Here is a 15,425-nt window from a genome sequence, read left to right on the forward strand (position 1 = left end):
GTGCCCAAGGGGCGCGGGTTGACGATTCTCTTCGAGTTGGAAGATCTCGCGCGCACCCGGTTCGCGCCGGCGCCGCTGCCGATGTACGAGCTGGTCTTCACGGTGCACGGCGGTAGCTGGGACCGCCTGCTGCTGCCGCAGATCCGCCCGCTCGCCGAGCTGATCAGGCCCGGCCGGTTCATCCCGGACTTCTTCAACTCCGCGCGACCCGACTTCGACGAGGCCGTGCGCCAGGTGCTCGACGTGCCCTCGACGCGGGTGCGCGACCAGATCGCGAGCATGCTGGGCACGACCTCGCCGTGGCTGCGGTCGTTCGCGGCCGGCACTCCGACCTCGCGGCAGGACCTGAGGTCGGCCCTCAACGCGGGTTTCCGCGACCTGCTGGGCAACAACTGGCCGGAGACGCGCCAGGCGTTCGACGCCGAGGTGCGGCTGCGGTCGTCGCAGGCGGTGTCGCGCGGGCTGGGGGATCTGCTCGGCAAACTCCACCCGTCGATCTCGTGGAACTCGCCCGCCCTGCACGTCGAACTGGGCTGGGACACCGAGATCTCGTTGCGCGGCACGGGAATGCTGATCGTGCCGGTGCTGCACGGGCTCACCCGCCCGGCGGTGTCGATGTTCGCCGAACCGCAGCCGCTGCTCTTCTACCCCGCGGCGCCACCGCAGCCGAGCGGCGCCAGCCTCGAACTGGCCCTCGGGCGCACCCGGACGCTGGTGCTGCGGGCGCTGACGTCCGAACGCACCACCACCGAGCTCGCCAGGCACGTGGGCATCAGCCTGCCCACCGCGTCGCAGCACGCCACCGCCCTGCGCACCGCGGGGTTCGTGTCCACCCACCGCAACGGCCGGTCGGTCCGTCACCGCCTGACCAGACGCGGCTGGGAACTGCTCAACTGACCCCCGGGAGGCCCGCATGACCGCGTTGCCGCGGTACCGCACCGACCCGAGCCCTCGCGCGCTGGCCACCCGGCTGCGGGCACTGCTCACCGCCCAGGTCCCCGTCGCCTGCGGTGTCTACGCCGGCCTTTCCGCTCCCGTCGCCACTTCGCCGTTGCACGCGAAGATCACACACGCCATGGCTCAGGCGTTCGTGACGGGCACTTCGGCGGGTGTGCCCCGCTTCGAACCGCCACCGTCCGCACAGCTGCGGCTGCTCACGGCGGCGAGCTGGGGGCGGCTCGACGGAGTCGGCGTGGACATGACGACGTTCCCCGTCGACCTCGCCTCCGAACTGTGGTGGCGGGTGCACGAACGCGCGCTCGGCTCGTTGCGCACGGCCGAACGCCGCGTCGCCTGCGATCTGTTGCTGCGCCTGGGATATCCGCAGCGCGCGGCGTCGGTGATAGGGCTGACCGTGATCGACGCGCACCGGCAGGTGCTCTCGCCGGAGCTCGCCATGGAACAGCTCGCGGTGTTGCGCTGCCACCTCCCGGCGTCCGCGGTCGAAGCGATGGCGTTGCGGGGAGCTCGTTCCGGGTTGCCGGCCGAGACACGGCGCGACCTCGCGCTGTTCGTGGTGTTCCGCAACGCGGCCCGCGGAGCCGACTCCACGTCCCTGCGGGCCGGTGCGGCACTGGCGGTGAAGGCGTCCTCGGAGCTGCCGCACAACGGTTTCACCATGGCGCTCCACCGCGCGCGGCTGTACCGGGCGATCGCCGCGGTTCCCTTCGTCCGGCGCGACATCACCGAGACGCACCGGCTGCTCGGACGCGCGCTGGAATGCCTGACGTCGATCACGCCGGGCTCGGCGGAGATGGACCAGCTGGCGTGGGCGGACGAGGCGTACGCGCTGCACTGCTTCCTCGTGCGGACCCACCTGGCCATCGGCCTGGGACAGCGCGCGGCCGGGTACGCCGACGAGCTCGTCGAGCTCAGTCCCGGCGACCACCGGACGTGGGCGTTGCGCGGCGACGCGCTGGCCGCGTGCGGCCGGCTGGACGACGCGATCGAGGCCTACACGCGTGGTGTGGCACTGGGTGGCTGGGGCGCGGCGCGAGCTGCTCACCTCCGCGGGTTCCTGCTGGACCGGCTCGGGCGGGTGGCCGAAGCCGCCGAGGACTACGTGTTGTCGCGACGCATCGACCCCACAGCGTCGGTCGTGTCAGCGAGCATCGGCCGTCACCAGCAACCTGAGGTGCGCGCGGAGCCAGGTGGCCGCGGCCGGGCCGTCGGCGAACGCCGTGACCTGGGCCGCCGCCGTGCGCAGGCCCGTGCGGTGCAGGTGCGCGGCGACCTCGCGCACGCGGGCGAGCAGGCTGTCCGTGAGGTTGTCCAGTCCTCGATGCGCCGCATCGGCTAACACCAGCAACGCGCCGTCGACCGCCGCGCTCAGCGGATCGGACGTGGTGACGCCCGGCGGCAAGGGTTGCGGCGTGGTGCCGGGCGCCAGGTCCGGCACCACCACGCCCGCGTCGGTGCGCACGGCGAGCGGGTCGACGACCAGCGTGCCGCGGTGCCTGCGGATGGTGCCGGTGATCGTCGTCGGGTTGGCGCGCAACGCGGTCGCAAGCGCGTCGAGCGCGTGTGGCGCCACCGCCCGGTGGGTCGCTTCGAGAACGCATTGGCTGCGGTGGTTCTGGGTGCTGGGTGACGTGTGGTGCAGCGTGGCGGTGAGACGCTGGGCCGCCGGGTCGTAGGCCACCTCCGTCACCTCGCTGACCCGGACCACGCGCACCAGTTCCGCCTCGACCCTCGCCCGCACCTGGCGTGGCGGCAGGTCGGCCAGGTGCGCGGCCGCGGCGTCGTAGTCGTCGATCACCAGCGCCTGCGGCAGATCGTCCCAGGACGTGCCTACCGGGGTGAGCGACGTTTTGGCCACCCTGCTCGTCTTCAGCGTCACCACGCGGCTCGCGCTGCGGGTCGCCGACTCCGACACGACGTTGGCCGCGGCCAGTTTCTGCCCCGTGCGCAGGGGAGTGTCGCGGTGCACCAGCACCACGTCGCCCGACGCGAAGAACACGTCCGCGGTGGTGGCGCTGCGCAGGCGTGCACCCAGCGCCGTCAGCCGGACTCGCCGCAACGGTGTCTCCGCGGGTTCGTCGAAGCCGAGGACCTCGGCGCGCGGGCCGGTCGCGGTGGTCCGCGCGTGCAGCTCGGTCAGCAGCGCGGCGAACCGCTGCGCCTCGTAGTCGGCGCTGCGCCGGCGATAGGCGGTCAGCTGCGCCAGCAGGTCGGTGATCACCGAGGCCGGCCAGTGCAGGCGCTGCGCGGTCAGGTCGCGGTGCAGGCGCTGCCACGCGACGTCCAGCACCTCGCTCGCGTTGGTGGCGCCGTCGAGCAGCAGCTGGTCGAGCAGGTCGGTGACGGCGGTCAGATCCGTCGCGGTGGTGGGAGATCCGCCCACGTCGACCGTGTCGGTGCCGAGTGCGTCGGCCTCGCGGAACGCCCACACCGCGAGCGCCGTCGCCTCGTCGCGGTTGACCGCGTCCGTGTGGACGTAGGACAGGTCGCCGGGCACCAGGAACGTCACCGTGCACGTCGGGAGCTCGGCCTGCGCGGTCCGGTCCTCCGCGGTCGGGCGGCGGAGCCTGGCGCGGTAGCCGGCCTGGAACGCCCGGCGGGCGCGGCGCAGCGTCCGTTCACCCATCAGCGCCGTCAGGTCGTCGTCGGTCACCGCGCCCGGCGACCACAGCTCCGCCGGTGCACCGGCCTCCTGAGTGCGTTGGTACGCCAGGACAACGGCGATGCGATGCCGGCACACGCCCGCCGCGCCACAGCTGCACCGGGCCGCGTCGAGGGGGGTGTTCGGCGGCAGCGTCGTCGTTGTGCCGTCCGGGAACTCGCCCTGGACGGCACCGTCCGGATCGGTGCCGAGCACGGGGACGGCCCCCGCGTCGAGCTCCTTGACGGCACGCTTCACCAGGCCGCGGTTGGCCAGCGCCGCGAGCGCGTCCGGGGTGAGTGCCAGCAGGTCGGGTCTGGTCACGAGAGTTTCTCCGCCACGAATTCCGCGAGTTGGCCCGGGGTCATGGCGCCGACGTGGGCGCCCGCGTTCGCGAGGCGCTGGCCCAGCGCGCGGTCGTAGTCCGGGTTCGCCTCCTCGTCCAGCGCCGCGAGGCACAGCACGTGCGTGCCCTGTTCGCACAGGCCCTTCACCGTGCGGACCAGGTGGTCCGCGTTGCCGCCCTCGTAGAAGTCGCTGATGAGCACGACGATCGCCCGGCGCGGGCTGTCGACGAGGCTCGCCCCGTACACGGTCGCCTTGGCGATGTCCGTGCCGCCGCCGAGCTGCACCTTCATCAGCAGCTCGACCGGGTCGGTCACGTCGGACGTCAGGTCGACCACGTTGGTGTCGAAGGCGACGAGGTGCGTCCTGAGCCCCGGCAGGTTCCACAGGCAGGCCGCGGTGACAGCCGAGTGGATCACCGAGCCGGTCATCGACCCCGACTGGTCGACCAGCAGGATCACCTGCCACTGCTCGACGTGCTTGCGGGTGCGGGAGAAGAACTTCGCGTGCTCGATCGAGAGCTTGCGCTCATCCGGCTGGTAGCGCTGGAGGTTCGCCCTGATCGTGGCCCGGAAGTCGAAGTTGCGCGAGTTGCGGTGGATGCTCGGCCGCCGCGACCTCGTGCCGCTGAACGCCTGCCGCACCTCGGTCCGCAGCTTCTCCATGAGCTGCCTGACGACGGCCTCGACGATCTTGCGCGCCAGCGCGAGCACGGCGGGGTTCATCAGGTGCTTGGTGCGCAGCACCGCCCGCAGCAAGGCCTGGTTCGGCTCGATGCGTTGCAGCACCTCGGGATCCGTGACGACGTCGGTGATCTCGTACCGCTCGACGGCGTCGCGCTCCAGCCGCTCGATCGTCTCCCTGGGGAAGAGCCGGTGCACCTGGTCCAGCCAGTCCACCGTCTGCAGCACGGAGTCCTCGTTGCCGCCCTTGCGCACCCCGCGTTCGGCGAGCTCGGGATCGCGCCCGTAGAGCCACTGCAGCGCGGCGTCCCGCGCCGCCGCGGAACCCTGCAGCGCGCCGGTGCAGCGGGAGGCGGGCTCGCCGAGGATCAGCCGCCAGCGTTCCAGGTCAGTCATGCCAGCCCGCCCTTGGTGAGTAGCGCCTCGACGCGGTGTTCCACGGCCAGTGCCTCCGCAACGACCATCGGGTCGGCGGTGAGCCGGGTGAGGTTCCTCGCGTCGCCCTCGACGCCGCGGTGGGCGAGGACGGTCCCCGCGATGGTCTCCCTTTCCCTCGGCGGGAAGTAGCTGAAGGCGAGCCGCAACGCGGGCAGCGCCACCAGGAACTCCTCCTCGGTCATCGCGCTGACCAGCTCGTCCAGCACCCCGACCAGATCGGGGCTCGCCAGCACCTCTTCGCGGGCCACCGCGAACAACCCCGCGAGCCAGTCGCCGAGCGCCGCGATGCCGCGGACCTTCCGCACGTCCGGCTGCGCGCCGAGCGCCCAGGCCAGGCCGAGCGCCGCACCCCGCAGGTCCGGCGGCGCCTGCACGTCGTTGCTCACGCGCGTCGCCACACCAGTGACATCCGCTGTGTCCAGTGACAGCGCGGCGTTCGCATGCAGCACGGCGTCCCTGGTCGCCGCCATCGTCCTGAGCCGGTGCGGGTCGGCAGGCGCCGGTCCGCCGTGCAGTCCCTCGATCAGCCACAGCACCCTGGCCGTGCCCGCGTCGATCACCGCGCCCAGCAACGGGTCCTTCGCCGTGCCGAACAACCTGTCGTGCCGCCACAACCCGAGCACACCGCTCAGCACGTCGCCGAGTGCGGCAAGGTCACCCGTCTCCTTGACGCCTTCGCCGAGCGACGCCTTGACCCTCTCCGACAGCGTCGAGATGCCGCACAGCACCGCGTCGAACAGGATCCCCGCGAGGTGCCGCAGCTGCGCGTGCCGTGCCTGCCGTTCGAGCGCCACCCCGGCCGCTTCCTCCAGCGTGGCACCGTGCTCGGCGGCCTCGATCAACGCCGCCAGCCGCTCCTCGACCGGTGTGAGGAGCCACTGCTCGTCCAGCTGCGGCGCGGTACCCCCCGACGGCCCGCTCGTGCGCTCGAAGCCGGGAATCCCCAGCACCCGCAACCGGTGCAGGATCCTGCTGCGCTCCAACGCGTCCGGGTCCGTGAGGTCGAGCGCGATCTTGCCCTCCTGGTCGAGCCCGTGCGCCCGCAGCAGCTGCTGGACGGCGTCGACCAGCGGCGGCGCCGGTGTGCTCGGATGCAGCCGCCCGACCTTGTCACCCCGCAGCGCCCCGATCATCTCGACGAGCGCCGGGTGCGCGCCGGGCCGCAACGTGCCGCGCCGATTCCACGGCGGCGGCTGCGTCAGGTCCTCGGAGATCAACGCGCTGGTCAGTCCGTCCAGCACGTCCGTGCGGGCCGGGTGCTCGTGCCCACGCAACCGCGCCAGCGCCCCGGCCTGGGTGTGCGCGGCGACGAGGTCAGCCGTCGACACCGGCTGCTGCCTGCGGCGCAGCCTCGTCGCCACCGACTCGACGAGCCAGTCCGCCGCCCGCCGCGGCCCGTTCTCCCAGACCTGCTGGTAGTAGCCGGGTGACGGCATGCCCGACTGGTACCCGGTGAACGCGTCCAGCCGCGCGTGCGAGTACGGCACGAGGTAGCTGGCGCCGCGCTCGCGTTCCGGCACCCCCGGCCACTCGGCGTCCTCTGCCGGACGGCTGTCGAGCTCGGCCTTCAGCGCGGGCGTGTGGAAGCCGCCGGTGACCACGACGACCGGCCTGCCACCCGCGTGCCTCACGGCCGCCCGCACCCAGCGCGCCATGTACTCCTCGCGCGCCGCGTCGCCGTCGTCCGCGGCGGCCGTGCCGCGCAGGACGTCGAAGTACTCGTCCAGCCCCTTCGGCTCCGGTTCGGACTCGAAGAGGTGGTCCCACAGCACGTCGACGTTGTCGACCGCGAACTCCCGGCACAACCGCTCGACGACCTCGGCGTAGCGCAGCTCGGCGTCGGCGTACCTGTTCGTGACGCCGTGGAACGCCTCGTGCCACGCGGGCAGGTCGATGAACCTGACCTCCGCACCGTGCCGGCGCCCCTCGGTGATCGCCACCCACTCCGGCGAGTAGTCGCAGAACGGCGTCCACGAGGCGTGCTGGTCGGAGTAGCTGAACAACGCGATCGGCAGCTCGTGTCCCAGCAGCAGCTCGTCGACGCGCTCGTTGAAGTCGGCAGGGCCCTCGATCAGCACGTACGCCGGCCGGTGGGTGCGGATGGTGTCGGCGACCAGCCGGGCACAGGCGGGACTGTGGTGCCGGACGCCGACGAACACGGCCCCCATCAGCCGGGCAGCAGGTGGCGGGCCCGGTGCAGCTCCTGCCACTGCTTCCCCTTGCGCCGCGGCGCGTGCTGTTCCAGGTACCGGCGCAGGCGAGCCAGGTCCTCCGCGTTGTCCTTGGCCGCCGTGCCCGCCAGGCACTCGACGACGTCGGCCGCCGTCCCCGCCTCGCCGCGCAGGAACCACCCGCGCAGCCCCACCGCGTGCGCCACCGACACCGCCTCCGCCGTGCTCATGACGGTGGTCAGCCGGTCGTTGCCCTCCCTCAGGTCGCGGAACGTCCTGACGAGCACCTCCAGCACGTCCCGCTTCGGCGCGAGCTCGACGCCGGACTTGGCGAGCAGCTTCGCCGACTCCTGCTCGACCAGCGCGAGCTCGGTGTCGAAGTCCGCGATGGGGAACACCGTCTCGAAGTTGAACCGCCGCTTCAGCGCCGCGCTCATCTCGTTGACACCCCGGTCGCGCGTGTTCGCCGTGGCGATCACGTTGAACCCGTCCTGCGCGAACACCATGCCGTCCGGGCCGTTCAGCTCACCGATCGCCATCACGCGGTCGGACAGCATCGACAGCATGCAGTCCTGGACCTCCAACGGGCAACGCGTGATCTCCTCGAACCGCACCACCTTGCCCTCGGCCATGCCGCGCAGCATCGGCGCCGGCACGAGCGACCGCGGCGACGGGCCCTCCGCCACCAGCAACGCGTAGTTCCACGAGTACTTGATCTGGTCCTCGGTGGTCGCCGCGCCGCCCTGGATCGTCAGCGTCGACTCGCCGCTGACCGCCGCCGCGATCAGCTCGGACAGCAAGGACTTGGCCGTGCCCGGTTCGCCGACGAGCATCAGCCCCCTGCTGGTGGCCAGCGTGACGAGCGCTCTGTCCACAAGGGACGGATCGCCGACGAACTTCTTCGTGATCCCCCGCTTCTCGTCGCCCACCACGAACCTGCGCGCGGCTTCGAGGCTCAACGCCCAGCCGGGCGGCTTGGGCGCGGTGTCGGAGTCGCGCAGCCGGGCGAGCTCGTCGGCGTGGCGGACTTCGGCCGGCGGGCGCTGCATCGTCTGAGTGCTGGTCATGACTGCAGGGACTCCAGTTCGGAAAGGAGCTCGGACACGGTGATCGGGTCGACGTCGAAGGTGCGCGGCGCGTTCTTCGGCGCGGACCAGTCGCCGCTGCCGGTGGGAGAGAACCACATGTCGGTGAAGCTGACCTCGGGGAAGACGTCGACGGCGCCGACCGCGATGCCGGGGTCGAGGGAGGCGACGAGCGCGCCGCCACCGGGGAACGGCCGCGTGATCCAGCACTCGACCCCGGCGTCCTGCGGTTCGCCGCGGACCCAGCCCTTCTTGGTGAGGCCGAGGATCTTGCCGATCGGGCGGGGCACGTTGCTGTACTTCTCGAGGTGGGGGAGCAGGTCGTCACCGGGAGCCAGGAGGTGGACCGGGCGGCCCAGCTGCGGGAACGGCTGGAGGATCTCGTAGTCGGCGAACACCTCGCCCCAGCGCGGCTCGGCCTGGAGACTCACCGGGTGAGCCACCCGGACGACGGCGTTGTCCGGGAGGGTGATCTCGTCGTCGGCGGCGTCGGCGAGGGTGCGGTCCTCCGCCAGCCGGAACGAGAGGCCTTCGTCGGTGATCCACACGAGGCGGCGGACAAGGTGCCAGAGCAACGGGTGTGCGGCCAGAACCGTGTGGAACTCCTCCGCGGTCCACGTCCGCTGGTCGACCATGGCACGTTCGAGACGCTGGATCTGGTCGGCCGCGATCGTCCTGACGTCCTTCTTCAACGCAGCGAACCGCCTGTGCTCCAGCGGTGCCTTGTCCTGGTCGTCCTTGGCGGCTGGCTTCGGGAGATCCTTGCGGCGCTTGCCGTCCGGGTCGAGCACGAACGGCTTGAGCTGCTCGTCGAAGCCCACGGTGAACCGGCGGGGCCCGTAGTCGATCACCAGGGTCGCGGCGTCGTCCAGGCCCAGGCGCGGGACGAGGCGGTCGGACAGCTGGTCGCGGCTCAGGCCCAGCTCGGCGGCGATCTGGGCGATCTTCTCCTGGGCGCGGGTCTTGAGGCCCTTGAACGACACCTTCTCGGCGATGCTGTTCAGGTGCGACAGGGCGACCTCGGTGCCGATGTCGGCGAGCACGTCCAGCCCCGCGACCGCCCTGGCGTGCTGGCTCTCGCCGGGCCAGTTGCGGATCAGCGGAGACAGGGCCCGGACCGTCTCGTCGTTGCCGAACCAGCCGAGCGCGCTCAACGCCCAGCTCTCCTTCGACGGCCCGCCGGCCTGCAACCAGTGCTCGAAGACGGCCCACGCGAACGCCGCGAGCGATGCCGGGTCGAGAGCCTCCCTGGCCACCGGCAGCCCGGCGTAGATCTCGCCAGGCTTGGACAGTGCCGCCGTCATGAGCAGGTGCCCGGTGGCCTCCGCCGGCAGGGCGTGCGCGCGGTCGCGGAGCAGCACCTGGGGCAGCAGCCGGGTGTCGGCCCACTCACCGATCACCGGCAGCTTGGTGGGCAGCACGTCGAGCGGGTCGACGGACAACACGACGTCGATCGCCGTCTCCGCGCCGCAGGACGCGGCGATGGACTTCACGTCCACGCCGATGCCGTGCAGGTGTCGGATCGCGGCCTCGGCGTTGCGGCGCGCGGTGCCTGGCGTGCCGGCCGCCGCCGGGATGAGCAGCCGGGCGGCCAGTTCGCGGTGCCGGGCCAGCCAGGCGAGCCCCCAGCGCCTGGCCTGCCTGGTCCTCGCGAACCAGTCGGCCATCACGGCAGCCACCTCGGCGGACGCGAAGGGCAGCAGCACCACACCGCCCGTCGCGGGGGTGGCCTGGCCGAGCCGCAGCAGGGCGGGCACGGCGTCGACCCCGAACCGGGCGGCGAGCCGCTTGCCCCAGTCCTCGAAACCGTAGGAGTGCGTCGGCTTCCACTCCGCGACCAGGTGCCGCACTTCCGCCTCGGGCGCGAGGAGGAACAGTTCGCTGTCGAAGTAGCCGGCCCGGCCCGCGAGGTAGTCCCCGAGCAACGTCTGCCAGCTGCGGTCCGAGTACCAGTCGTGGCCCGACTCGAGCCACTTCTCGCGTTCGCCCGGTTCCCAGACCACCGTCGCGTCCGGCACGGGGAGATCCGCCACCACCACGGGCTTCACCGGCGGACGGCGCCGCAGCCACGGCGGCGAGGCGAGCAGCGGCGGCAACAGGTCCGTGCCCGCCTCCGGCACGACCTGGCCCTCGGACGCGGCGAGCAGCGTGGTGACCTCGGCCGGCACGTCGAGCGACGGATGTGACAGCAGGTGCGCCTTCAGCAGCTGTCGCGCTTCCTCGCTCTGCTCGACCCGTTCCACGAGCAGCCGCGCCGCCCGCCGCGGGAACGCCGTCATCGCGGACAGCAGCGCGGGCCGCACGTACTTGGTGTCGTGGCGGTCGAGCAGGATGGTGAACGCCTCGTCCGTCGGCAGGACCGCGAGGATCTTCAGCGCCAGCTTGCGGCGGTCCGCGACCTGGTACTGCTCGTCGAGCTCCGCCGCGAGCATCGGAGCGATGGCCGGCCCCAGCACGTACAGCGCCGTGTAGAGCACGAAGGCAGAGCTGGGCAGCGACCGGCCGACCTTGACGAACTCCTCGTACGTGCTGGCACTGCACGGCAGCAGCCACCACGGCGACACGTAGGACTGGCGGCACACCTCGTCGAACCAGTCCGCCCGCGACGGCACCAGGAACGACCGCAGCTGCCGCACCTCGAGCGTGGCACTCAACCCCGCCAGCGCGGCCTCCGCGGCCTCGACTTCCGCGTCACCGGCGACCGCCAGCGCATAGCGGACGGCGATGAGCATCTGACCCTCGACGTCGGTACGACCGGCGTGGAAGTGCCCCTTCCGGCGGTGCAGGCGGGTACCGGTCCACTTCTGCCGCCGCTCGTTCCACTCCTCCGCGAACGTCAGCGCGACGAACTCGATGACCGCGACGGCGGCGAACGCCGCGCCGTGGTCGGCGATCCAGGCGTGCACCGACGCCGGCCCGGACGACGTGATGGCCGCGATCGCCGCCGCGCCAACGGGGTTCGCGTTTCCGGCGAGGTGTTCTTTGGCCGCGTCGACCAGATCGGCGTTCGGGTTGTGCGCGGAGAGCGCGCGCTCGATCGTGGCGGCCTTCTCGACGATCTGGAGCCGGGCCTCGGCGGCTTTGGCGTGGTCGACCGAGAACTCCGGTGCCGGGTCGAACCCGCGCTGCCGCACCACGTCGCGCAACCAGGCTCTGGGCATGACCCAGGTGTCCTCGTCGACGACCGGTTCCGGCTTGGCAGCGGCGCCGGTGGGTTGCGCGGCTGCGCGAGCGGCGGTCGGCTGGGCGGGTGCGGGCTGGGCAGCCGCCGGAGCCTGAGCGGCCGTGGCCGAGCCGACCGCGACGTAGCCCTTCTTCTCCTTCTCCCCCACCAGTTTCGCGACGTGCGCCTCGGCCGCCTCCGCGGACGCCAGCTCCTTGGTCTGGGTCTGGCCGGCCGTCTCCAGCCGTCCGAAGCGGACGCTCACAGAGGATCCTTCCCGGCCGATCTCCCAGAACTTCGCCGAGCTGCCCGCGACGAGCTCCCACCTGCGCACTGCCGTACCTCCTGGGTCAGGTTCCGATGTCATGGACCGTACTGATGGGGTCTGACAATTTTTGGTGCAACGCTCACGCGCGCAGGGACTCCAGTTCGGACAGGACCTCGGAGACGGTGATGGCGTCGAGCTCGACGGTGGACGGGGCGTTCTGCTGTACAGACCAGTAGCCGTCGCCGCTGGTGGAGTACCAGAGCTCGGCGAACTTGATCTCCGGGAAGACGTCGACGGCGCCCACCGCGATGCCGGGGTCGAGAGAGGCGACGAGTGAGCCACCGCCGGGGAACGGGCGGGTGATCCAGCACTCGACGCCGGCGTCCTGGGGTTCGCCGCGGACCCAGCCCTTCTTGGTGAGGCCGAGGATCCTGCCCACCGGGTGGGGCTCGTCGCGGTAGTTCTTCAGGCGGGTCAGGAAGTCCTCGCCCGGTGCCAGCAGGTGCACCGGGCGGCTCAGCTGCGGGAACGGTTGCAGGATCTCGTAGTCCGCGAACACCTCGCCCCAGGCGCCCAGACAGTCCCGGAGGTCGGCCGGGTGCGCCACGCGGACCGTCGCGCCCTCGGGGAGGGTGATCTCGTCGTCGGCGTCGTTGGCGAGGGTGCGGTCTTCGGCCAGGCGGAAGGACAGGCCCTCGTCGGTGATCCAGACCAGTCGGCGGACGATGTGCCACAGCAGGGGATGGGCGGCCAGGACCGTGTGGAACTCTGAGGCGGTCCAGGTGCGCTGGTCGACCATGGCGCGTTCGAGGCGGTGGATCTGGTCTGCTGCCACGGCTCGGACGTCTTTCTTCAGCGCCGTGTAGCGCTTGTGTTCTTGCGGTGCCCGGTCCTCGTCGTCGCGGGCGCCGGGTTTGGGGAGGTCCTTGCGGCGCTTGCCGTCCGGGTCGAGGACATAGGGTTTGAGCTGCTCGTCGAAGCCGACGCGGAACTGGCGCGGGCCGTAGTCGATCACCAGGGAGGCTTCGTCGTCGAGGCCGAGGCGCGGGACCAGGCGGTCGGCGAGCTGGTCGCGGGACAGGCCCAGTTCGGCGGCGATCTGCGAGACCTTCTCCCGGGCGCGGGTCCTGAGGGCCTTGAACTTCACCTTCTCGGCGATGCTGTTCAGGTGGGACAGGGCCACCTCGGTGCCGATGCCGGCCAGGACGTCCAGCCCTGTCACGGCCTTGGCGTGCTGGCTCTCGCCCGGCCAGTTGCGGATCAGCGGGGACAGCGCGCGGACCGTCGTGTCGTCGCCGAACCAGCCCAGCGCTGTGAGCGCCCAGCCTTCCTTCGACGGTGCACCGACCTCCTGCCACCGCTGGAAGACGGCCCACGCGAACTCGGCCAGCGAGTCCCGGTCGAGCGCGTCGCGGACGATCGGCAGGCCCGCGTAGACGTCGCCCGGCTTGGACAGGGCAGCCGTCATCAGGAGATTGCGGGCGGCCTCGGGGGACAGGGCGTGCCTGCGGTCGCTCAGCAGGACCTGCGGGAGCAGCCTCGTGTCCGCCCACTCGCCGATGACCGGCAGCTTGGCGGGCAGCACGTCGGCGGGGTCCACCGACAGCAGCGCCCGCAGGCCTGCGGCTGACTCGGCATCGGGAGCGACGGCGACGACGTCCACGCCCATGCTCTGGAGCTGGCGGATCGCGGCCTCGGCGTTGCGGCGCAGGGCACCCGGTGCGCCCAGTGCGGCGGGGATGAGGAAGCGGGCGGCCGTCTCGCGATGCCGGCCGAGCCAGTCGAGGGCCACGCGCCGGGCCTGCTTGAGACGCACCAGCCAGTCGGCCATCAGCGCGGCCACCTCGGGGCTGGCGAACGGCAGCAGGATCACGGCGGCGTTCGTGGCCGACTCGACGATGCGCAGCAGCGGGGGCAGCGCGTCGAGGCCGAATCGCGCGGCCAGCCGCTTGCCGGCAGGCTCGGAGCTCCAGCCGAAGTTCGGCTTCCAGTCCGCCAGCAGGTGCCGCACCTCGTCCTCGGGCGCCATCAGGAACAGGTCGTTGGCGCGGAAGCCGATCCGGCGAGCCTCGTACTCCTTCAGCAGCTCCCGCCAGTCGTGGCGGTTGCTCCAGCAGGCGGCTTTCAGCCATTCCTCGCGTTCACCCGGCTGCCACACGACCGACGGCGCGGGCACCGGGACGTCCGGCACCACGACCGGCTTCACCGGAGCCCTGCGGTGCAGCCACGGCGGCGAAACCAGCAGCGGCGGCAACGCTTCCGCCGGTGCTTCTGGCACCAGCGCGGAGTCGATCGGCGTGAACCCGGCGGGCACCTCCAGCTGCGGGTGCGTCACCAGGTGGACGCCCAGCAACTTCCGCAGCTCGTCGTTGCCGGACGACCGCTCGGCCAGCAGCCGGGCCGCCCGCGCCGGGAACGCGCCCATCGCCGACAGCAACGCGGGCCGCACGTACTTGGTGTCGAGACGATCGAGCAGGATCGTGAACGCCTCGTCGGTGGGCAGCGCCGCGAGGACCTTGAGCACCCGCTTGCGGCCGTCCGCGAGTTGGTGTGGCCTGTCGAGCTCTTTCGCGAGCAACGGCGCCACGGCCGTCCCGAGCACGTACACCGCGGTGTGGAGGATGAACGTGCTGCCGGTCAACGACGCCTCGGCCTGCATGAACTCGTCGTAAGTGCTGGCGCTGCAGGGGAGAAGCCACCAGTGGGTCAACGAGTTCGGCTGCTGACAGGCCTCGTCGAACCAGTCGGCGCGCGACGGCACCAGATAGGCGCGGGCCATCACCGCGTCGAGCCCGGTCTTGCGCTCCAGCACGGCTTCCGCCGCGTCGCGCCCGGCGTCGTCCGCGACGGCCAAGGCGTAGCGGAGAGCCGTGAGCATCTGGACGTCCACACTCCCGTTGCTCAGGTGCACGGGGCCGTAGCGGGACAGGTGGGGTTTGCCCCAATCGGACTTGTGCGGCATCCACGTCGCGTTGACGTGCATGCCGATGCTCTCGATCATCGCGTCCACCGCGAACGTCAGCCCGTGGTCGGCGATCCAGTGGTGCACCGTCGCCACGTCGCGCCTCGTCATGACCGCGATCGCCGCCGCTCCAACGGGATTGACGTGCCCGGCGAGGTGGTCGCGCGCTGCCTGGACGAGGTCCTGGTCGGACTCCGGCTCGGCCATGACGCGGTCGAGGGTGGCGATCTGCCTGACCGCGCGCTGCCGGCCCTCGGCGGCCAGTTCGGCGTCGACGGAGAACACCGGTGCCGGATCGAACCCGCGCTGCCGCACCACCTCGCGCAGCCACGCCTCGGGCATGACCCAGGTGTCCTCGTCGGCGACAGGCGGCTTGGTGGGTGTCTCGGTGGCAGGAGGAGAAGCGAAGGTGGCGGCGGGTTGGCCGGCGTTGTCGCGGTCGGTGCTGGGCTGCTCGGCGGCGGCAGCCTGGGTTGAGCCGACGGGTCGGTAGCCCTTCTTCTCCTTCTCCGCCACCAGCTTCGCGACGTGGGACTCAGCCGCCTCCGCAGACGCCAGCTCCTTCGTCTGGGTCTGCCCGGCCGCCCCCAGCCGTCCGAACCGGACGGTCACCACCGACCCGTCGCGGCCGATCTCCCAGAACTTCGCCGAGCCGCCAGAGACGAGCTCCCATCTGCGCACTGCCATACCCCCGGAGTCGGTTCGAAGC

The 15,425-nt window shown here is 71.8% G+C and carries 7 protein-coding genes and 1 pseudogene; 2 read left to right on the forward strand and 6 right to left on the reverse strand.

Annotated elements, in window-relative coordinates; translation table 11 throughout:
- Positions 1–18: 18 nt before the first annotated feature.
- Both C8D87_RS32905 and C8D87_RS48130 read left to right on the forward strand, forming a co-directional pair.
- A complete protein-coding gene (locus tag C8D87_RS32905) occupies positions 19–897 on the forward strand; it encodes an ArsR/SmtB family transcription factor (RefSeq protein WP_170166662.1) in 879 nt (292 codons plus the stop codon).
- An 856-nt stretch (positions 898–1,753) separates the two neighbouring features.
- Positions 1,754–1,957, forward strand: a pseudogene (locus tag C8D87_RS48130) (BTAD domain-containing putative transcriptional regulator); the annotation flags it as partial.
- 144 nt (positions 1,958–2,101) lie between these two features.
- Here the strand turns inward: C8D87_RS48130 and C8D87_RS32910 are convergent.
- From C8D87_RS32910 to C8D87_RS48735, 6 genes are all read right to left on the reverse strand, one after another.
- Entirely contained in the window at positions 2,102–3,925 is a 1,824-nt protein-coding gene (locus tag C8D87_RS32910; RefSeq protein WP_112229585.1) for a hypothetical protein, read from the reverse strand.
- Positions 3,922–5,025: a VWA domain-containing protein gene (locus C8D87_RS32915; RefSeq protein WP_109640151.1), complete on the reverse strand. Its 1,104-nt coding sequence runs from the start codon at positions 5,023–5,025 to the stop codon at positions 3,922–3,924. Before C8D87_RS32915 ends, C8D87_RS32910 begins: the two co-directional genes overlap by 4 nt.
- The gene (locus C8D87_RS32920) at positions 5,022–7,277 is read right to left on the reverse strand and encodes a DUF5682 family protein (protein ID WP_233442407.1); all 2,256 of its coding nucleotides are present in this window, start codon (positions 7,275–7,277) and stop codon (positions 5,022–5,024) included. The genes C8D87_RS32915 and C8D87_RS32920 overlap by 4 nt, the downstream gene beginning before the upstream one ends.
- Positions 7,235–8,305 (reverse strand): ATP-binding protein, encoded by a 1,071-nt coding sequence (locus C8D87_RS32925; protein WP_109640149.1) that lies wholly within the window; start codon positions 8,303–8,305, stop codon positions 7,235–7,237. The genes C8D87_RS32920 and C8D87_RS32925 overlap by 43 nt, the downstream gene beginning before the upstream one ends.
- Positions 8,302–11,820 (reverse strand): DUF4132 domain-containing protein, encoded by a 3,519-nt coding sequence (locus C8D87_RS32930; protein WP_170166663.1) that lies wholly within the window; start codon positions 11,818–11,820, stop codon positions 8,302–8,304. Before C8D87_RS32930 ends, C8D87_RS32925 begins: the two co-directional genes overlap by 4 nt.
- A gap of 73 nt (positions 11,821–11,893) precedes the next feature.
- Complete coding sequence (locus C8D87_RS48735) at positions 11,894–15,403, reverse strand: WGR and DUF4132 domain-containing protein (RefSeq protein WP_112229588.1); 3,510 nt, start codon at positions 15,401–15,403, stop codon at positions 11,894–11,896.
- Positions 15,404–15,425 lie beyond the last annotated feature (22 nt).

The sequence above is a fragment of the Lentzea atacamensis genome (assembly GCF_003269295.1).
Taxonomy (GTDB): domain Bacteria; phylum Actinomycetota; class Actinomycetes; order Mycobacteriales; family Pseudonocardiaceae; genus Lentzea; species Lentzea atacamensis.